The organism is Labrys sp. (in: a-proteobacteria), from assembly GCF_047605565.1.
In the GTDB taxonomy this organism is placed as follows: Bacteria; Pseudomonadota; Alphaproteobacteria; order Rhizobiales; family Labraceae; genus Labrys; species Labrys neptuniae.
On record NZ_JASGFM010000010.1, the window covers coordinates 113,085 to 132,847 of the forward strand.

General features: G+C 64.1%; 20 protein-coding genes. 9 read left to right on the forward strand and 11 right to left on the reverse strand.

Annotated features, from left to right (window positions below; genetic code table 11):
• Positions 1-8 precede the first annotated feature (8 nt).
• The 6 genes from QM672_RS11905 to moaA all read right to left on the reverse strand — a co-directional run bounded on the left by QM672_RS11905 (position 9) and on the right by moaA (position 5,501).
• On the reverse strand, positions 9-221 hold the full coding sequence (locus QM672_RS11905; protein ID WP_311933254.1) for a hypothetical protein: 213 nt from the start codon (positions 219-221) through the stop codon (positions 9-11).
• A gap of 266 nt (positions 222-487) precedes the next feature.
• Positions 488-1,273, reverse strand: coding sequence for an enoyl-CoA hydratase-related protein (locus tag QM672_RS11910; RefSeq protein ID WP_367623964.1), 786 nt, complete (start codon positions 1,271-1,273; stop codon positions 488-490).
• A 14-nt stretch (positions 1,274-1,287) separates the two neighbouring features.
• Positions 1,288-2,217, reverse strand: a complete 930-nt coding sequence (locus tag QM672_RS11915; RefSeq protein WP_311933252.1) for a DMT family transporter — start codon at positions 2,215-2,217, stop codon at positions 1,288-1,290.
• Positions 2,217-3,101, reverse strand: coding sequence for a DMT family transporter (locus QM672_RS11920; RefSeq protein ID WP_415082780.1), 885 nt, complete (start codon positions 3,099-3,101; stop codon positions 2,217-2,219). Before QM672_RS11920 ends, QM672_RS11915 begins: the two co-directional genes overlap by 1 nt.
• A 113-nt stretch (positions 3,102-3,214) precedes the next feature.
• Entirely contained in the window at positions 3,215-4,345 is a 1,131-nt protein-coding gene (gene solA, locus QM672_RS11925; RefSeq protein WP_415082782.1) for an N-methyl-L-tryptophan oxidase, read from the reverse strand.
• A gap of 148 nt (positions 4,346-4,493) precedes the next feature.
• A complete protein-coding gene (gene moaA / locus QM672_RS11930) occupies positions 4,494-5,501 on the reverse strand; it encodes a GTP 3',8-cyclase MoaA (protein ID WP_415082842.1) in 1,008 nt (335 codons plus the stop codon).
• Positions 5,502-5,817: 316 nt separating this feature from the next.
• Here moaA and QM672_RS11935 point away from each other — a divergent pair, with 316 nt between their 5' ends.
• Positions 5,818-6,201, forward strand: coding sequence for a gamma-butyrobetaine hydroxylase-like domain-containing protein (locus tag QM672_RS11935; protein ID WP_415082784.1), 384 nt, complete (start codon positions 5,818-5,820; stop codon positions 6,199-6,201).
• A 15-nt stretch (positions 6,202-6,216) separates the two neighbouring features.
• On the opposite strand, the gene QM672_RS11940 is transcribed toward QM672_RS11935, so the two are convergent.
• Positions 6,217-7,380: a patatin-like phospholipase family protein gene (locus QM672_RS11940; protein ID WP_311933248.1), complete on the reverse strand. Its 1,164-nt coding sequence runs from the start codon at positions 7,378-7,380 to the stop codon at positions 6,217-6,219.
• Between the two features lie 129 nt (positions 7,381-7,509).
• Positions 7,510-8,253, reverse strand: a complete 744-nt coding sequence (locus QM672_RS11945; RefSeq protein ID WP_415082786.1) for an acetoacetate decarboxylase — start codon at positions 8,251-8,253, stop codon at positions 7,510-7,512.
• 279 nt (positions 8,254-8,532) lie between these two features.
• Here QM672_RS11945 and QM672_RS11950 point away from each other — a divergent pair, with 279 nt between their 5' ends.
• Complete coding sequence (locus tag QM672_RS11950; protein ID WP_415082788.1) at positions 8,533-9,321, forward strand: 3-hydroxybutyrate dehydrogenase; 789 nt, start codon at positions 8,533-8,535, stop codon at positions 9,319-9,321.
• A 146-nt stretch (positions 9,322-9,467) separates the two neighbouring features.
• Here QM672_RS11950 and QM672_RS11955 read toward each other — a convergent pair whose 3' ends face one another.
• A complete protein-coding gene (locus QM672_RS11955) occupies positions 9,468-10,052 on the reverse strand; it encodes a L,D-transpeptidase (protein ID WP_415082790.1) in 585 nt (194 codons plus the stop codon).
• A gap of 182 nt (positions 10,053-10,234) precedes the next feature.
• Positions 10,235-10,978 (reverse strand): SDR family oxidoreductase, encoded by a 744-nt coding sequence (locus QM672_RS11960; RefSeq protein WP_415082792.1) that lies wholly within the window; start codon positions 10,976-10,978, stop codon positions 10,235-10,237.
• Positions 10,979-11,059: 81 nt separating this feature from the next.
• Between QM672_RS11960 and QM672_RS11965 the strand changes: the two genes are divergently transcribed.
• The gene (locus QM672_RS11965) at positions 11,060-11,392 is read left to right on the forward strand and encodes an ArsR/SmtB family transcription factor (RefSeq protein WP_149254476.1); all 333 of its coding nucleotides are present in this window, start codon (positions 11,060-11,062) and stop codon (positions 11,390-11,392) included.
• Positions 11,393-11,493: 101 nt separating this feature from the next.
• Positions 11,494-11,895, forward strand: coding sequence for a rhodanese-like domain-containing protein (locus tag QM672_RS11970; RefSeq protein WP_415082794.1), 402 nt, complete (start codon positions 11,494-11,496; stop codon positions 11,893-11,895).
• A gap of 150 nt (positions 11,896-12,045) precedes the next feature.
• On the opposite strand, the gene QM672_RS11975 is transcribed toward QM672_RS11970, so the two are convergent.
• A complete protein-coding gene (locus QM672_RS11975) occupies positions 12,046-12,819 on the reverse strand; it encodes a helix-turn-helix domain-containing protein (protein WP_415082844.1) in 774 nt (257 codons plus the stop codon).
• Positions 12,820-13,134: 315 nt separating this feature from the next.
• Here QM672_RS11975 and QM672_RS11980 point away from each other — a divergent pair, with 315 nt between their 5' ends.
• The 5 genes from QM672_RS11980 (at position 13,135) to QM672_RS12000 (ending at position 19,757) form a co-directional block, all read left to right on the forward strand.
• Positions 13,135-15,390: a marine proteobacterial sortase target protein gene (locus QM672_RS11980; RefSeq protein WP_415082796.1), complete on the forward strand. Its 2,256-nt coding sequence runs from the start codon at positions 13,135-13,137 to the stop codon at positions 15,388-15,390.
• Between the two features lie 65 nt (positions 15,391-15,455).
• Positions 15,456-16,028: a class GN sortase gene (locus QM672_RS11985; protein WP_415082846.1), complete on the forward strand. Its 573-nt coding sequence runs from the start codon at positions 15,456-15,458 to the stop codon at positions 16,026-16,028.
• A gap of 54 nt (positions 16,029-16,082) precedes the next feature.
• Entirely contained in the window at positions 16,083-16,865 is a 783-nt protein-coding gene (locus tag QM672_RS11990) for a DeoR/GlpR family DNA-binding transcription regulator (protein WP_311933240.1), read from the forward strand.
• Positions 16,866-17,253: 388 nt separating this feature from the next.
• Positions 17,254-18,762, forward strand: a complete 1,509-nt coding sequence (locus QM672_RS11995; protein ID WP_415082798.1) for a sugar ABC transporter ATP-binding protein — start codon at positions 17,254-17,256, stop codon at positions 18,760-18,762.
• Positions 18,762-19,757: an ABC transporter permease gene (locus QM672_RS12000; protein ID WP_415082800.1), complete on the forward strand. Its 996-nt coding sequence runs from the start codon at positions 18,762-18,764 to the stop codon at positions 19,755-19,757. Before QM672_RS11995 ends, QM672_RS12000 begins: the two co-directional genes overlap by 1 nt.
• Positions 19,758-19,763 lie beyond the last annotated feature (6 nt).

Genomic DNA, 19,763 nt, shown 5'->3' on the forward strand with positions numbered 1-19,763 from the left:
CCGGGCGCTCACTCCTTGCGGATGAGGAAGAACCAGGCGAGATAGCCGCCGACCGCCAGGGCAATCAGCAGCATCACCGTCTGTTTGGTATCGGCGCTCAGGGCTGCGTCGCGCTGCGCCTGGGCATAGCGGCTCGCCATTTCGGGATTGCTACTGACATAGATGGCGGCGATGCCGAGTATGGCGGCCAGCACCAGCCAGATCCAGCGTGAACGAAACAAATCAGATCCTCAACTTAGCCTAGTTGCATTCTCGGCCGGAATGCTGACGATTTCACGTTAAGAAAGTGCAATTCTAGAGCATCGCGCCGAAAAGTGGACGCCGGTTTTCGGCAAAGGCGAGGCGACAACAATAACCTACAGCGTCGAACTCGATTCCGAAATCGAGTCCGACGCTGTAGAGCAAAGTGCGTTCATGCGTGAACTTCTTTGCTCAAATTCCTTGTTTCGACACGCCTTCGTGCTCCACCGAAACGCAGAACGCCTCGTCAGCGACCCTGGAACAGCGGCGCCCGCTTGGCCAGGAAGGCCGCGACGCCTTCGGCAAAATCATGCGAGGCGCCGGCCTTGCGTTGCAACGCGGCTTCCAGGGCCAGTTGGGCATCGAGATCGTTGTCGGCGCTGGCCAGCACCGCCTCGCGGATCATGCGGAAAGCCAGGGCCGGGCCCAGGGCGAGCTTGGCAGCAAAGGCCGCGACGTCGTCGCGGAAGCTGACATCCTCATAGAGCTTGTAGACGAGGCCCATGCGCAGGGCCTCCTCCGCCGGCACCGGTTCGGCCGTCAGCATGAGGGCGAGAGCCCGCTTGGGACCGATCAGGCGCGGCAGCAGCCAGGTGCCGCCGGCATCGGGGATGAGGGCGATCTTGGCGAAGGCTTCCTGCAGGGTCGCCGATCGCGACGCCAGCACGATGTCGCAGGCCAGGGCGATGTTCATGGACGCGCCGACAGCCGGCCCGTTGAGGGCTGCGATGGTCGGCTTGGGAGAGGTGACGATCTGCTTGATCAGAGGATTGTAGTCCCGTTCCAGGGCAGGGCCGAGATCGATGCCGCCGCGGCTGTCGCGCGGCAGGTCCTCGGTGAGGTCCTGGCCCGAGGAAAAGGCGCGCCCTTCGCCGGTGAGCACGATCACCTTGACGTCGTCATCGGTGATTGCCGCTGAAAGGGCCGTGCGGAGTTCGGCGTGGAGGCTCGCCGTGAAGGCATTGAGCTTTGCCGGCCGGTTCAGCGTCAGGGTGCGTACCGAGCCCGCATTCTCCACCACCAGCTCGCTCATGCCGTACTCCCTGTTCAAACACCTTTTTCCAGCGCCGCCTCGATGGCGCGCCGGCGCCGCATTTCGCGGCCGGCAGCATAAAGGCCGCTCAGGATGATCAATATCATGCCGGCGCCCGCCCACACATCGGGTAAATCGCCGAAGACCGCAAGCCCAGCCAGGACCGAAAGCGCGATGGCCGAATAGCGGAACGGGCTGACGACCGAGACATCGGTGCCGCGATAGGCGGCGATGACCAGGGCATGCCCGCCGACCAGGCTCAGGCCTCCCAGCATCAGGAGCGAGAGGTCGGCAAGATGGAGCGGCTGCCATTCGGATAGCGCCGAACCGGCAAAGCCGGCCAGGGAGACGATGGTCGTTGTGCCGAGCGTCACCAGCAGGGTCGGCACGCTGGCGCCGATGCGGTGGGTGACGAGATCGCGCAGCGCCGCCAGCACGGCGCAGGCCAAGGTGGCCAGGACATAGAGATTCAGGCCTTGCGTGCTCGGGCGGGCCACCAGGATCACGCCGGCGAAACAGACGAACACGGCCACCCACCGCCTGGCGTCGACCTTCTCCTTGAGCAGCAGCGCCGACAAGGCCAGCAGCAGGATCGGCGCGATCTGGCCGATGGCGGTGGCGATGCCGAGCGGCACATGGCTGAGGCCGAGAATGGAGGCGAAGGCGACCACGCTCTCCATGCCGCCGCGCGCGGCGACCCGCCATTGCCAGATCAGGCGGAAATGGCGCTGAAGGCCGCTGGCCAGGATGAGCGTGAGCACGAAGGCCGTCGCAAAGACGCCGCGAATGGCGATCACCTCGCTGACGGGCATGCGCGCCGTGGCGAGCTTAGCGACGGAATCGTTCACCACGAAGCAGGCCATCGCAGCGATCATCAGGACGATGCCGCGCTGATTGGCCCGTTGGCGACCGAGATCGGCCTGGGTAAATGCAACCGTGGTCATCAGGCGATGGCTTCCTGCCTGCGCCTCGATCTGACGAAGAGCAAAGCAAGCCCGCTGGCCACGATCAACGCCATGCCGGTGATGGCGAGCCCGTTCGGCACCTCGCCCCAGACCAGGAAGCCGCCGATCACCGCCCAGACGGTAAAGCTGTAGTAGTAGGGCGCCACGATCCCGGCCGGCGCTCGGCGGTAGCTCAGGAAGATCGCCATCTGGCCGAGCGTGACGATGAAGCCGGATGCGGCCATGGTCAGCCATTGATCGAACGAAGGTGGCATCCAGCTCTCATGGATCAGGGTGGCGCAGCCGGTGGCGAGCGTCAGCACGACGGTCGTGGTGGTCAGGACGACGAAGGTTGGAATGGTGGACGGCGTACCGCGGGTGAGCAGGTCCCGCGTCGCCACCATCATGGCGGTCAGGAAGGCGTAGATCGCGGCGGGCGAGAGACCCGAACCGCCGGGCTGTGCCACCAAGAGGGCGCCGAGGAAACCGGTGCAGACCAGGACGAGGCGGACGGCGCCGATGCGCTCGCGGAAGATGACGGCCATGGCGATGATGACCAGCAGCGGTGCGGTCTGGCCGATGGCGATCGCATCGGCGATCGGCATGGCGGAGAGCGCCGCCATGTAGAAGAAGGTGGCCGTTGCCTCGAGCAGGGCGCGCAAGATGGCTCGCCAATGCAGGGCGCCGCCGAGCTGGCGAAGCTGTCCGGTCGCGACCAGCAGGAGGCCGCAGGACATCAGCCCGAAGAAACCGCGCATGAACAGGACCTGGAAGGGCTGCAAACCCTGCGCCGTGAGCTTCATCAGGCTGTCGCTGACGACGAACAACCCTGTCGCGAGAACCATCGCGACGATTCCGGACCAATGCGATTGTGCGGGCGGCATGGAGGCGCAATCAAAAGATCGCCGCCGGCGGGCAGCGGGCAATCAGGAAGGTAAGAGAATAATACTTACCTATACTTTGCCTGACGATTTGGCAAAGACAAACCGAGCAGAACTCAAGAAAAGCGCGAGAGGCCGAACATGCCGAGGTCGAAGCGGCTGCTGCCCGTGGTAGCGAGTTCGGCGAGAGCTTCGCCGATGGCGCTGGCGAATTTGTAGCCATGGCCCGAGCAGGGGGAGGCGACGATGACCTGTTCGTGGCCGGGCAGGGTATCGATGATGAAATGCTCGTCGGGCGTCATCGTATACATGCAGGCCTTGAGGCCGAGCAGGTCGCCATTGGCGCCCGGAATGTGCTTGGCGAGGCAGGCCCGCAATTGCTCGCGGTGCCGGGGCGAGGGTTCACGGCTGGGCGTATCGGGATCATAGGCTTCGCCGCCATAATGCGGCGAGCCGAGCTTGAATCCAGGATGCTGCCACAGCGGAAAGCCGTAGAAATGCCCCTCGTCGGCTTCGAGCGTGAAAACCGGGAAATGGGAGAGGTCGAACAGGGAGGGCCGGGCAGGGGCAAACCAGCCGAGTGTCTGCAGCACCACCTCGGTCGAGGGCTTGAGCGTGGGCACGAGCTCCCCGATCCAGGCGCCGGGCGACAGGATGAGCCTGCCGGCTTCGTAGCTGCCCAGGTCGGTCGTCACGCGCACCCCGCCATCCGCTGTCGGCTCCCAGCCCAGCATGGCTTCGCAGCCGTGAATCTCGGCGCCGTGATGCAGGGCGAGTGCCGTATGGGCGAGGATGGCCCGCTCGGAAGCCACGAAGCCCGACTGGGGCTGGTAGAGGCCGATATGATTGCGGTCGAGCGTGAAGGGATAGCGTGCCTCGATGGCGTCGCGATCGAGCAATTCGTACTCCAGGCCATGGGCCTGGCTGGCCTCGAGTGCCTTCTCGACGATGCCGCTGCCCTCATGGGCGATGTCGAGCGCGCCGACCTCGAAGAATAGCGGCTCGCCGGTGAGCTTGCCGGTCTCGATCCACAACTCCCGGGCCCGCTGCACCAGGGGCACATAGGCTTCGCCCTCGAAATAAGCGAGGCGCAGGATGCGCGTCAGGCCATGCGAGGAACCCATCGCATGGCCGATTTCGAATTTCTCGAGGCCGAGTACACGCACGCCCCGCTTGGCGAGCTGATAGCAGGCGGCCGATCCCATGCCGCCGACACCGGCGACGATTACATCAAAGGTCTTGGACATTATGGGAGGCAAGTGGAAGGCAAACCGACCGAGTCTTCAACCCCTGGGAGCGCGGACATCCTGTCCGCCCTTCCTCGCCTGCGGGCATAGCGTTTCCAAGAGCGGACATCGCGACATGTCTTCATGTCGCTGAGATGTCCGCGCTCCATCATCCCCCCGTCACGCTCATATGCCGGCTAACCGCGGGCTGCCTGGTGCGCCGGTCGATGACGAAGTCATGTCCCTTGGGCTTGCGGGTGATGGCACGGTCGATGGCGGCGTTGAGCAGATCGTTGGCCTCGGAGGCGCGCAGGGGAGCCCGCAGGTCGGCGGCGTCTTCCTGGCCCAGGCACATGTAGAGCGTGCCGGTGCAGGTGACGCGCACCCGGTTGCAGCTCTCGCAGAAATTATGGGTCATCGGCGTGATGAAGCCGAGGCGCCCGCCGGTCTCGCGCACCCGCACATACCGGGCGGGGCCGCCCGTATTATAGGGAATGTCGTCCAGTGTGTAGCTGTCGAGGAGCTGGGCGCGCAGCACCGAAAGCGGCAGATACTGGTCGACCCGGTGCCCGGTGACGTCGCCCATCGGCATCACTTCGATGAAGGTGAGGTCCATGCCGCGGCCATGGGCCCATTCGATCAGCCCGACCGCTTCGTTTTCCGTCATGCCCTTGATCGCGACGGCGTTGATCTTCACCGCAAGGCCCGCTTCCTGAGCCTTGTCGATACCATCCATGACCTTGGCGAAATCGCCCCAGCGGGTGATCGCCTTGAAGGCAGCCGGATCGAGCGTATCGAGGGAGACATTGATGCGCTTGACGCCACAAGCCTTGAGTTCAGCAGCATAGCGGGCGAGCTGCGAGCCGTTGGTGGTCACGGTGAGCTCGTCGAGCCGACCGCTGTCGAGATGGCGCGAGATCGAGCGGAACAGCGTCATGATATCGCGACGCACCAGCGGTTCGCCGCCAGTGAAGCGCAGCTTGCGCACGCCCTTGGCGATGAAGGCGCTGCACAGCCTGTCGAGTTCCTCAAGGGTGAGCAGGTCCTTCTTGGGCAAGAAGGTCATGTCCTCGGACATGCAATAGACGCAGCGAAAATCGCAGCGGTCCGTTACGGAAACACGCAGATAATTGATCGCGCGCCCGAAAGGGTCGATCATCGGCGGCATGTCCGCCATTGCATGATCATCCAGCACGTCCACACTCCCGGGGCAAGGCGCTCTTGAGCAAAGCCGCTCCACCCCCGCTCGCTGTTTCGACGCGTCTTTGTGGCGAGATCAACGAACCGCCGCATCGAAAGACGCTTTAGGGGCATGTCCCCTTTGGTATTCTTCTAAGCCGACGAGGGCCCAAACACCAATGATAGTCTAGGCAAATTGCCATTATGTCGCAGAGTCCGAGCCGAATGCTCAAACAGCATCGGTTTAGGTTTGCGGCTTGCGCAGCATCCGCCTTCTCCTTATGTGGCGATCAGAACAGAAAAGGGAAGATGCCGTGAGCGGAGACGTCGCGAAGGCCTGGCCGACCGAATTGCGCCTGTCCAAGGACAAGAAGACCCTGACCGTGAGTTTCGACGACGGCCAGTCCCATGTGTTCAGTGCCGAGATGCTGCGCGTGATGTCGCCGAGTGCCGAGGTGCAGGGCCATAGTGCCGCCGAGCGCAAGACGGTGGGCGGCAAGGTCAACGTGGCGATCCTCAGCCTCGATCCGGTCGGCAATTATGCCGTACGCATTTCCTTCGACGACATGCACAATACCGGGCTCTATACATGGACCTATCTGGCGGAACTCGGCCGGGAGAAGGAGAGCCGCTGGGCCTCCTATCTTGCCGACCTCAAGGAAAAGGGCCTGACGCGCGAAAGGCCGGGGCAGCGCTGAGCAGCCCCGCTTCCCTCAGGTTGGGTCCTCGCGATGGAGGTCGTGAATGGCCATGCCGCCCTCGGCGTCCACGGGAGGCAGCAGCCATTGGCGATGGCGCAGCGTGCGCTGGGTGTCCTCCAGCCCCATGTCCCAATGCTCGCGCATCGAGGTGCCGGAGAATTCATAGTCCTTGGCGTGGCCCTCGTAGTTCTTGTGCTGGTAGATCAGGTGCACGATGTTGACGAGGCCGAGCTTGGCGTGGCTGTCGATGAGCGCCTGTTCGTCCCGCGTCAGCAAATCCTTGGGCACGCGCTTCAGCGCATCGATCAGATGGGTCTTGATGCCGTGGATGCGCCGGAAATTGTCGGTGTTCTGGCGCGTCCGGCTCGAATACATGATGTCCTTGTGGCGCGACAGTACGTCCGGCATGCTGCGGGGCAGGGTGCCGCGGGCGCTGAAGAGATCGACCTGGAACACCAGCGAGCTGCGCTCCTCCTCCTGATCGAGCAGATATTGCAGCGGTGTGTTGGAGACGATGCCGCCGTCCCAATAATATTCACCCTCGATGCGGATGGCGGGAAAGGCTGGCGGCAGGGCGCCCGAGGCCATGATGTGCTCGGGGCCGATGCGGACCTCGTCCGTGTCGAAATAGACGAAATTGCCGGTGCGCACATTGACGGCGCCGACGCTCAGGCGCTTGCGGCCATCGTTGAGGATGTCGAAGTCGACAACCTCTTCCAGCGTCCGCTTCAGGTCCGAGGTGTCGTAGAAGCTGGTGGCCCCTTCAGCGCCCGGAAGCTCCAGCCAGGGATTGGGCAGGCGTGGCTTGAAGAAGCCGGGCTGGCCCTGTGACATGGTGATCCAGGAGCTGGTGCGGTTGCGGATGTCGCGGAACAGATCGCCTTCCGGCGTATAGGCCCAGATCTTGCGGCCGGAGATCGTCTGCCAGAACTGCTCCAGCCGCTGCAGCCGGTGGCGTGGCTCGTTGCCGGCGATGATGGAGGCGTTGATAGCGCCGATGGACACACCCGAAAGCCAATTCGGTTCGCAGCCGGCATTGGCCAGCGCCTCGTAGACGCCGGCCTGGTAGGCACCAAGCGCGCCGCCGCCCTGGAACACCAGGGCGATGCGATCATATTGTGCCGAGATCTCCTCGATGGTGGCGCGCGCGGCCTTGTCTCTATTGCGTTCGAGCACGGTGGAAACTCCGGTCAGGCATGGCGTTTTGCGATTTGGTGGAATCACCAAGAATCGCAAAGACGCGTTGAACCAAAGACTTAGAGTAAAAAAGCGTTCACGCTTGAACGCGCTTTGCTCTAGGCGGGGTCAGCGGGCGGCGAGATAGTCGTGCACCACCTCGCCGAGCCCGAGCGTGAGGTCGGCGACGAAATGCACGGCCGAGACGACCTCCAGCACCGGCAGGCGGCTGACATCGGCCATGACATGGGCGTGCAGTTCCAGCGCGGCCGGGGCCGTCCAGGCTTCCTTGAGCGTCACGTCGGTGAGGTGATAGCGCACGAGTTCGCAGATCCGCGGCGACCCGTCGACATGCGGGATGATCTTGATGAGGAAGTTGGGCGCGCCGAGCGAGTCCAGCACGGCCTGCCGGTCGGCGAGGCGATGCTTGTAGCCCATGGTCCCGGTGGCGCAGAGCACGCTGCCGTAATGAAGCGTGCCGACGATGACTTCGCCCTCATGCACGATCTTGGGTGTCGCCAGCTTCTTGGGAAAGCCCCACAATTCGCGGCCACCGGCGATGGGGGCATCGTCGTCCAGATACATCGAATGGACATAGGCGCCGTGCTGGCCCTTGAATCGCACCGGAATGACCTGCCCGGTCTCGGTGTAATCGCCGAAGCCGGTCGAATCGGGCATGCGGATGAATTCGTATTTCACCAGCGGCTCGTCGATCTCGAGCGGGGCGGGCACCGCCGCTTCCAGCGCCTCGCGCGTCGTGCGGTAGGTGATGATGATGTATTCGCGGTCGAAGAAGCGGTAGGGGCCAGGCGGGAAGGAGGGATTGGTCAGCGGCATCGCATAGGCGCGCTTGACGACTTCGGCTTGATCCACGGGATGTCCTTCATGAAAAGCGGGGAGGATCTCGGCCTATGTTGCATGGCAGCATGACAGGTCCATGTCCGCTGGAGCAAAGCGCGTTCATGCCTGAACGCCTGTTCGCCCCCACTCATCGTCCCCGAGCGTCTTTGCGATTCTGGGTGATCCCGTCTCGTTGCAAGGCGCTCTGGGAGCCGAAGGCCGGTGTAATAAGGGCGACATCTGGCCATGCCAGCTTCCGGGCCGGCGGTCCTGTCCGCCGCACCTTCCCACCTCCTGCCTGACGAGATGAACATGGCCCAACTCTCCTCCCGCAATGCCCTGGTCACCGGCTCGACCAGCGGCATCGGCCTCGCTGTTGCCCGAGCCCTGGCGGCCGAAGGGGCCAACGTCACCATCAACGGTTTCGGCGACGCCGATGCCATCGAGCGCGAACGGGCCGGCATCGAAAAGGATTTTGGCGTGAAGTGCCGCTACAGCGGCGCGAACATGATGGTTGGGGCCGAGATCACCGCCATGATCCACGAGGCCGAGGAGGCTTTCGGCACTCTGGACATCCTGGTCAACAATGCGGGCATCCAGCACGTCGCCCCGATCGACGAGTTTCCGGACGACAAGTGGGAAGCCATCACCCGCATCAACCTGATCGCTTCCTTCTATGCCATCAAGGCAGCGCTTCCCGGCATGAAGCAGCGCAGATGGGGCCGCATCCTCAATACGTCTTCGGCGCATGCGCTCGTGGCCTCGCCGTTCAAGTCTGCCTATGTCGCCGCCAAGCACGGCGTTACCGGCCTGATCAAGACGGTGGCCCTCGAGGTTGCCGAGCACGGCATCACGGCCAATGCCATCGCGCCCGGCTATGTCTGGACGCCGCTGGTGGAAAAGCAGATTCCCGATACGATGAAAGCGCGCGGACTGACCGAGGAACAGGTCAAGCACGATGTGCTGCTGGCGGCGCAGCCGACCAAGGAGTTCGTCACGGTCGACGAAATCGCGGCCGTCGCGGTTTTCCTGTGCAGTGATGCCGCCAGGCAGATCACCGGCACCACCCTGCCGGTCGACGGGGGCTGGACGGCGCAATGATGCGAGATCATCCCGTGCGAATGCGGCCCGCAGTGACACTTCGCAGACGGGGGACCGCAGGACAAGAAAGGCGCTCTATTCGAAGCGCGGTCCCGGATCTGTGCCGCATCACTGCGTGATGCAGCGCGTCCGGGATGAGACGTGCCTCAGCCGCGGACGACCACGACCCGGGTGCCGACCTTCACGCGGTCATAGAGGTCGGTGACGTCGTCGTTGGTCATGCGGATGCAGCCCGACGAGACCGCTTGGCCGATGGTCTGCGGCTCATTGGAGCCGTGGATGCGGTAAAGGGTCGAGCCCAGATACATCGCACGCGCTCCGAGCGGATTCTGGATGCCGCCCTCCATATAGGCGGGCAGGTCCGGCCGGCGCTTGCGCATCTGCGGCGGCGGGGTCCAGCCCGGCCACTCGGCCTTGCGCGAGATGCGATGCACGCCACCCCATTCGAAGCCCCGGCGGCCGACACCGACGCCGTAGCGCAGGGCGGTGCCGTCGTCGAGCACGAGATAAAGTCGGCGTTCCTGCGAATTGATCACGATGGTGCCGGGCCTCTCGCGGCCGCTATAGGTCACGACCTCGCGCGGAATCGGCGAGACGGCGGCAACCGCGCCGGCATTGGCTGGCTGGCGCGAGGTGCCGAACAATTTCTCGAAAATACTGGCGGCGTTGGCCGAGCTTGAGGCAATGCCCAAGCTCGACACCAAGACCAGGCCGGTCAAAAGACGACGCATGTTGAAGCCCCGAATGGTTTGATCGAAATTCTTCGATCCCCCTTGAATGAACAAAGCCTCGATCTTCGGATTCTTCAACTGGTAGACGACTGTCAGTCGCTAGTCTTCACGCGAAAATCAAAGCCTGTGTCCTCTCAACAACACTTGGCTGAAGCACGCTGTGCGTATTGACACCAGGCATCTCAAGCATTGGTGCCGCCATCGATGGTATAGGTGCCGCCCGTGGCGTATTGCGCTTCCGGACTTGCCAGCCAGGCGACCAGGCCGGCGATCTGCCCGGGCTCGCCATATTTGGGGATCGCCATCGCTGCCCGGGCCTGATCGGCGCGTTCGGTGGTGGCAGGGTTCATGTCGGTATCGGTCGGGCCGGGATGGACGATGTTGACGGTGATGCCGCGCGGGCCGAGATCCCGGGCCATGGCCTGGCTGAGACCGGTCAGGGCCGCCTTGCTCATGACGTAGAGGCCGATGCCGGCGCGCCCGACCCGGCCGACCAGATTGGAGCCGATGGAGACGATGCGTCCGCCTTCCCCCATATGGGCGGCGGCCGCCTGGGAGGCGACGAAGGCGCCGCGCAGATTGGCGGCGATGATGCGGTCGAAATCTTCGAGGGTGACCTGTTCCACCGTGCCGCCGATGAAGATGCCGGCATTGTTGACGAGGATGTCGAGCCGGCCGAAAGTGGCGGCGGCCTGGTCCACGGCGCCCCGCACGGCTCCGGCGTCGGCGCTGTCGGCCTGGAGCACCAGGGCGCGCTGGCCGCTCGCCCGGATTCGACCAGCAACGACCTCGGCACTGTCGGCGCGACTGGCATAGGTGATCGCGACATCGGCGCCCAATTCCGCCAAGCGCACAGCGATGGCAGCGCCAATCCCGCGGCTTCCTCCGGTCACGATGGCTGCCTTGCCCGACAGGGTCTTGATCATGGACGCCTCCTTGGTAAGATATTCGCCTTACCTAGCAGATGGTATAGGTACGATGCAAGGCTTACCTTTGGAGCGTTTTCCATGGCGGATCATGAGGGCCATCCGGAACCGGAGGAGATGCAGCTCGGCCGCCTCATGGCCGCTCTGGCCGACCCGTTGCGCCGGCGCGTCATTGCCGAATTGACGTTGGCGCCGGACGGCACGGCGCGTAGCTGCGCCTCCTTCGGTTTCGAGGTCAGCAAGGCGACGCTGACGCATCACTTTCGGGTGTTGCGCGAAGCTGGCCTCATCCGGCAGGTCGATCGTGGCAATAGTCGCACCGCCAGCCTGCGCCGGCAGGATGTCGAGATGCGTTTTCCCGGACTGTTGAGCCTAGTTGCGGCGGATATCGAAGACGTGCCACGGCGCGCCTGAAGCCATTCTGGCCAGATCTTGACGCTATCTGGCAATCGCGCCAGCTGCTGCCACGGTGCACATCGCCTATGAGGATGGCAGTTACACAACAGGAGACGATCATGAGCCTGGTCAGCGCCATCCCCGCCGCACCACCCCATCATGCCATTGCCCATTTCGAGCGCCGCCTTTCGGTCGAAACCGATTGTTCCGACGTGGCCCAGGCGCTGGCCACCGGCGAACGGGATTTCGTTCTCCTGCATGTCGTCGGTTCGCCGCAGACCTTTCGTCGCCGGCACGTTCCGGGGGCCCTTCATCTGCCACATCGCGAAATCGATGCGGAACGCATGGCGCATTGGCCTGATGACACCTTGTTCGTAGCCTATTGCGCCGGGCCGCATTGCAACGGCGCCGACCAGGCGGCCCTCAAGCTCGCCCGGCTCGGCCGCCCGGTGAAGATCATGATCGGAGGCCTCACCGGTTGGGCCGACGAGGGCTTGGCCTTCGCGGACGGGGAGGGGTGAGGCCATTCCCGGGACCGCCAGCATCTTGCTGGCTCTTGGAAACGCGGCGCTTGCTCGAAACAAAGAGCCAGCAAGATGCTGGCGGTCCCGGGAAGAGGCGGTCAAATATCATGCAAGCCGGTATTACTTCGTTGGGCGTCGATTTCGGCTCTACGGCCCCGCCTTGAACAGCGCGAACTCCTCTGCCGTCACGCGGTCGAGATGGTCTCGATAAGCTTGATAATGGCGATGGGAGGGGCCGATCCGCCCGAACGCGAGATCACCCTCCTGGCCGGGCAGAATCGGTACCAGGGCGATGGCGGCTGATACGGGCGTGAGCTGCGTGCCACGCCCGGCACGCAGCGAAGTGAGGATGCCGTACATCTCACCGGTATTCATGGGACGGCCGACCACTGCTACCCGGTACTGCCCGCTGATCGACGTCACCAGATAGACATGGCCGGACTGGTTCGGCACAGAGACCTCGCCCTGCTGGTTGAAGCCGGTATCGAGGCGCTCGGCTTCGCGGAAGATCAGGCGGGAGGCGCTGTCGCTCCAGGTAATCTCGGTGCGATAGGCAAATACCGCGCCGGCCTCGCCGAAGGAGGGGCGCAGAGTGAGGTAATTGCCGGTGAGCCAGGACACGGCCGCCTTGGTGTAGGAACCCAGATGTTCCGGCGCCGTGCCGCCACCCTGGATGGCAGCCGGGGCGGGAGCGTAATCGGCATGGCGCAGGTCGGTGCCGAGGGCTTCCTCCAGGCGAATGACGGTGGCGAGCGTGAAGGGGCGCCGCCCGGAAAGGGCCTTCTCCAGGGTCGACAGGCTGATCTTGGCCTTTTCGGCGAGGGTCTGGCGCGAAATGCGCCGACGCGCCAGAGCCTCGCGCACCGCGAGCGTGATCTGGTGGGCTTGTTCGCTGGAAAACTCGCTGTCCGACGTCAAGATACCGGTCCTGCAAAAGCATTTTTCTCATCGAAGAGTCGATCGACTTTTCGATGAGGAAAATTCGTTAAGACAAAGCTTTAGAGCAGAGCGCGTTCAGACATGAGCGCGTTTTGCTCGGAGGCGCCGACATAGCTCTGCGCACAATCACGTACAAAACCGGACATTGCCGCAGGAGTCCACAGCCGGCAAGGCGATTTGTGACGGTTTATGCCTAACAAACGCAGTTAATGAAGCTCGTACGCACGGTCCTCGCGGGAGCAGAACGGAACCAGGCCAACTGAGGCCAGACAGCGTTCAACCGAGGACGACATGCACATGAACCAAGCGGTTGCCGGCCGCCAAACCGGCAGACGACGGCACCCTCATTCCGGCATCGCTCGCGCCGCGCTGATTGCGTTGGCCGAACGTTTCCTCATGGTGGTGCTGGTCCTTGCAACCTTCCTCATCTTCGTGGTGGGCGCCTATGCCGCTCCGCGCATCACCGTCGACGATGTCAAGGCGGGATCCCTGCTCATGCGCACGGACGATCCCGGCAGCTATGTCGAGGCCGTCAGGACGGCCACCGATGTCCAGCTCAACGTCAGCGGCCCCACAATCCGCGCCACGCTGACCCAGATGTTCCACAATCCGAGCAAATCCTGGGTCGAGGGCATCTATGTCTTCCCGCTGCCCGACGGTGCCGCAGTCGACACCATGAAGATGGTAATCGGCCAGCGCGTCGTCGTGGCGGACATCAAGGAAAAGCAGCAGGCCAAGCTCGTCTATGAGCGCGCCAAGGCCGAAGGCAAGAAGGCGGCGCTGGTCGAGCAGCAACGGCCGAACATGTTCATGAACTCGATCGCCAATATCGGCCCCGGGGACACGGTGGTGATCCAGATCGAATATCAGGAACCGGTGCGTCAGGCCGACAACACCTTCTCCCTCCGCGTGCCGCTGGTGGTGGCGCCGCGCTTCTCGCCGAGCGAGATCGGCGCCGGCTCCGCTCAGACCGTGACCTTCCAGGACAAGTCGGGCTGGGGCGCCGTCACGCCGGCTCCGGCCTCGAGCCAGGTGCCGCAGGCGCCCGTTCTCGATCCGCGCGAGAATGCGCCGGTCAATCCCGTGCAGATCCGCATCGATCTCGACGCCGGCTTTGCGCTGGGCGACGTGAAGAGTGCCTTTCATCCCATCAAGATCACCGACAAGGGCCCCCAGGCCCGCCATATCGAACTGGCCTCGGGATCGGTGCCGGCTGACCGAGATTTCGAATTGACCTGGTCTGCCCAGCCCAGCCAGACGCCGGGCGTCGGCCTGTTCCGTGAAAAGGTCGGCAGTGACGATTATCTGATTGCCTATGTCACGCCGCCCAGCCTCAGGAGCGCGCAAGCCGACCAGCGTCCGCGTGACGTCACCTTCGTGATCGACAATTCCGGCTCGATGGGCGGCACCTCGATCGAGCAGGCCCGGGCAAGCCTTGCCTATGCTCTCGGCCGCCTGACACCATCGGACCGCTTCAACGTCATCCGCTTCGACGACACCTTCACCAATCTCTTCGGTGGCACACTGCAGGCCACGCCCGAGAACATTGCGCGGGCCCAGGACTATGTCTCGCGGCTCCAGGCCAATGGCGGCACCATGATGGTTGCCCCCATGCTGGAGGCCCTCAAGGACGACCATGCCGACGAAAAGGGCTTCCTGCGCCAAGTGGTGTTCATCACCGACGGCGGCATCGACAACGAGCAGGAACTGTTCGATGCCATCGCCTCGCATCGCGGTCGCTCCCGGGTCTTCATGGTCGGTATCGGCTCGGCGCCGAATTCCTACCTGATGACCCGCGCGGCTGAGCTCGGCGGCGGCGCCTTCATGCAGATCGGCTCGGTCGAGCAGGTGCAGGAGCGCATGAAGCAACTGGTCGACAAACTGGAAAGCCCGGCGATGACCAATGTCGACGTCGCCATCTCGGCCGGTTCGGCTGACGTGACGCCGCGCATCCTGCCCGACCTCTATCATGGCGAGACCCTGGTGCTGGCGGCCAAGGTCAAGCAACTCGGGGGCAATGTCGAGGTGCGCGGCCTCATTGACGGCAAGGGCTGGTCCATCTCGCTGCCGGTTGCCGGCGCCGCCGAGGGAGCCGGCATCTCCAAGCTGTGGGCTCGCCGCAAGATCGACGACACCGAAGTGGCGCAGACGCTGCGCCAGATCAGCCGCGAGGATGCCGACAAGCGCATCCTGGCGCTCGCCCTCGATCATCATCTCGTCACCCGCCTCACCAGCCTGGTGGCGGTGGACAAGACCCCGGTCCGCCCCCGCGGCGTGCGCCTGTCCCGTTCCGACGTGCCGCTCAACCTGCCGGCCGGCTGGGACTTCGACAAGGTGTTCGGCATCAAGGGCGAGACGGTTGCAGACCGCGAGCAGCGCCAGGCCCTGCTCGATCTCGATGGCAGGAAGGTGCAGACGATCGATGCCTCGCGCGCGATCAGCCTGCCGCAGACCGCCACCGACGCCGAACTGCGCCTGATCATCGGCGGCCTGCTGCTTGCCGGCGGCCTTGGCTTCGGCTTCCTCACCCGCCGGCGTAGGGCTGTGGCATGATCGCGCTCAAACTCGAAAGGCTCCCGCCCGCAGCGGCGGGAGCTTCCTTGCCAGCCAAGCTGCGGATGCTGGTCGTGGGTGGGTTGTTCTGCGCCGGCTTGGTCCTGGCCGGGCAGGGGGCGTGGATCCACGCCAAGGCCTTCCTGGCCCAGATCCTGCTCGACAGGGCCTTCGACCAGTCGGTGGCCAGCGGAACCATCGTCAAGCCCTGGTCCTGGCTGGATACCTATCCGGCCGCCCGCATCGAGGTACCTCGCCTCGGCAAGAGCGCGGTGGCATTGGAGGGAGCAAGCGGACAGGCCTTGGCGTTCGGGCCGGCTCATGTCGCCGGTACGCCGGCGGCCGGGGAGGAGGGCACCGCCGTCTATGCCGCCCATCGCGATACCCATTTCGCCTTCCTCGGCGAAATGCGGCTTGGCGACGAGATCAAGATCACCAACCGCGAAGGCATCACGGCTCGCTATCGTGTCACCGGCCACGACATACGCCGCTGGGACAACTCCGGCATCGACCCCGCCGCGCCCGGGCGCCATCTCGTGCTGGCGACCTGCTGGCCGTTCAACACCGTCACCAGCGGCCCCCTGCGCTACCTCGTTCACGCCGAGATGGTGCAGGAAGGCATGAGGAAGATCGATTGAAGCGACGCTCGCCATGATCTAGTTTGCTCACGAAACGTCCGATGGGAGCGAACCTTGAGCGAACTGAACCGTCAGAACCGGATCATCGAGGTTCTGGGCAAGCGTCCCTTCCTCACTGTGCGTGACCTGCAGGGGCAATTGGGCGTGTCGGCTGCCACCATCCGCCGGGATATCGACAAGCTCGACCAGTCCGGCAAGGCCCAGAAGGTCTATGGCGGCATCGCGGCGCTCGACGGGTCGGCCGCGCCCGGTCGTCATGCGGCCAAGCCCTATGACGAAAATCGCGATCTCGCCGTGGAAGCCAAGCAGGCGATCGCGGAGGAAGCGGCGACGCTGGTGCGCGATGGCGATTCCGTCATCATCCATGGTGGCTCCACCTGTTTCTATCTCGGCGCGAAGCTCGCGCATCGCAATGTGCGCCTCTATACCAATTCCATGCCCCTGATCGCCTTTCTCAGCGACCGCGGCAGCTGCAGCCTGACGGTTGCGGGAGGCGAATTGCACCGCGAGCCCGGCATCATCCATCCCACAGCGCCGGCGCCGCCGTTCTATGCATCGAAGTTCTTTCTCGGTGCCCAGGGCATCGGACGGGATGGGCTATTGGAATCCCACCCCCTGCTGGTGCGCACCATCATCGATCTCAGCGCCAATGCCGATCAGGTCGTCGTGCTGGCGGACAGCCGGAAATTTGCCATCCGTGCGCGCAGCGTCGCCTTGCCGCTTTCCCGGGTGGGCGTGCTTATCACCGATGATGGCTTGTCGGATAGGGATGCCAAGATGCTCGAGAATGCCGGCATCACGATCCGGATCGTTGCTCTCTCGCCCGATGCGGTCTGACGTGACCGCGTCCTGGTCTTTGTGATTAAGATCAATCGAATTGGCGCTCAGGCCTTTGCATGTGTTGGCGACGCCAGGCGGCGCCGCCCCGTTGCCGAGGTGCCTCTAAATATTGAAATATAACGGATAATGCTAGTCTCTCTCTGAAATCCGGCTATTGCGAGAGTGACGATTCTAGATCATGCATGAGTTAATTATTGCACATGATGCCGTATCCCGCTTGCTGAAAGATGATTTTTGATCTAGTTGGGCGATATGTCTTACAAAAAAGCGTGAGGAAAGGCGCTGACATGGGGGAGACGTGGGTCGGCCGGATGGCGATCACCACCGGGCAAGCCTTTCGATCACGCCTGGGTCGCTCCAGGGCGGCCGTCGTTCGGAGGGCGCCATGACAGCCGTCGTCAGCCTCCGCGACATCTCCAAATCCTTTTCCGGGGTGAAGGTGCTGCGCGACGTCAATTTCGACGTGCGCCCGGGCGAGGTCCATGCCCTGCTCGGCGAGAACGGCGCCGGCAAGTCGACCCTGATCAAGGTGATTGCCGGCGTGCACCAGCCGGATACGGGCACGCTGACGGTCGGCGGCGAGATTGTCCGCTTCACCTCTCCGCGCCACGCGCGCCGCCATGGTGTCGCCACCGTCTATCAGGAACTGCTGCTGTTCCCGGAACTGACAGTGGCGGAGAACATTTTTCTGGGCAATGCCCCCCGTCAAAAGTGGGGCGGGCTCGATTGGAGCGCGATGCGCCTCAGGGCACGGCAGCTCCTGGATTCCCTCGACAGCCATGATCTCGACGTGGATGCCAAGGTCGGCACCCTCTCCGTGGCCAATCGCCAGCGGGTCGAGATCGCCAAGGCGCTGTCGCAGGATGCCCGCCTGCTGATCATGGATGAGCCGACGGCCGCTTTGGTCGAGGCGGATGTGCGCCGCCTGATGAGCGTGGTCAAGAAGCTGCGCGAGCGCGGTGTCGCCATCATCTACGTCTCCCACCGCATGCCCGAGATCTTCGAGCTGGCGGATAGGGTCACGGTGCTGCGCGACGGCAGCTATATCGGCACGCGCGACATTTCCGAGGTGACCGAGGCCTCGCTCGTCTCGATGATGGTCGGCCGCTCGATCGAGCAGCTCTTCCCGAAGGTGGAGGCAACGCTCGGCGAGGTCGCGCTCGAACTGCGCGACGTCAGCTACGGCCGCAAGGTGAAGAACGTCTCGCTGAGCCTCAGGGCCGGCGAGATCCTGGGCCTCGCCGGCCTGATCGGCTCAGGGCGCACGGAACTGGCGCTGACCATCTTCGGCATCACACCGGCCGGCACCGGCGAGATTCTGGTCGATGGTAGCAAGGTGGTGATCGACGGCCCGCGCAAGGCGCGCGACCTTGGTATCGCCTATGTGCCCGAGGATCGCGGCTCCCAGGGCCTGGTGCGGCCGATGACCATCCGGGAGAACGTCTCGATGGCGGTACTCGACAAGATGTCGAACGGTTTCGCCATCCGCTTCGGCGATGAAATCCGCCGCTCGGTGGAGGCGATCAAGCGCCTGGGCATCCGCACCCGCGGCCCCGAGCAGGTCGTCGGCCAGCTCTCCGGCGGCAACCAGCAGAAGGTCGTGCTGGCCAAGTGGCTGGAGGCCAATCCGCGTATCCTGATCATGGACGAGCCGACCCGTGGCATCGATGTCGGCGCCAAGGCCGAGATCTATGCGCTGATGGGGCGGCTGGTGCAGCAGGGCGTCGCCATCCTGATGATATCGAGCGAACTGCCGGAGGTGCTCGGCATGAGCGATCGCGTCCTCGTCATCAATGGCGGGCGCATCGTTGCCGAATTCGACCGTGCCCGGGCGACGCCCGATGCCGTCGGCGCCGCCATGACCAATGCCCAACCCCTGCAGGGAGCCGCCTGATGGGCGAAACTGCATCCTCTTCCGCCCTCGTGCCCTCGCGTAGCCCCCTGGCGCGCCTCTTTGGCGGGCTCGGACAGGAGATGGTGGTGCTCGGCACGCTCGTCGTGCTGATCGCAGCCATCGGCCTCTACAATCCGCGCTTTCTTGGCGCCAGCAACCTGAACGCCATCTTCGCCGGCAATGCCTATATCGCCGTGGCCGCCATCGGCATGGCGATGGTGATCATATCCGGCCATATCGACGTTTCCATCGGCTCGTTGATCGGCGTGCTCGCCACCATCGCCGGCACGCTGGCGACCAAGGGCTATCCCGTCTGGATCGCCTGGCTGGTGCCGGTGCTGGTGGGCATCGCCATCAATGCCTTTGTCGGCCTGCTGGTCGCCTATGCCAGCATCCCTTCCATCGTGGTCACGCTCGGCATGCTCTCGATCCTCAAGGGCGGGCTGATCCTGGCGACCAGCGGCAACTGGATCAACAATCTGCCGCCCGACTTCCTGATCGCGCAGATGAGCTGGTTCGGCGTGCGCTCGCCCATCGTCATCATGGTGGTGCTGACGGCGGCCGTCGCCTTCTGGATGCGCTATTCGGCCTTCGGGCGTTCGATCTATGCGGTCGGCGGCAATCCGGAGGCTGCCCGCGCAGCCGGCATTCCGGCCAAGCCCGTGACGGTTGCCGTCTTCGCCATTCACGGCTTCTTCGCGGGTCTGGCGGCACTGCTCTTCGCCACGCAGCTGCAGGTGATCCAGTCGACCGTGCCGCCCGGTCTCGAGCTCACCGTCATCACCGCCGCCGTGATCGGCGGCGTCTCCATCCTCGGCGGCACCGGCACGGTGATCGGCTCGACCCTGGCGGCGATGCTGTTCGCCACCATCACCTCGGCTTTGACCTTCATGCCCTATTCCAACGTGCTGGTGTTCTGGAAGCAGGCGATCGTCGGCGTACTCATCCTCGTCACGGTGCTGGCGGACATGGTCCGCCGCCATCGCATGGTTTGAGGGGAG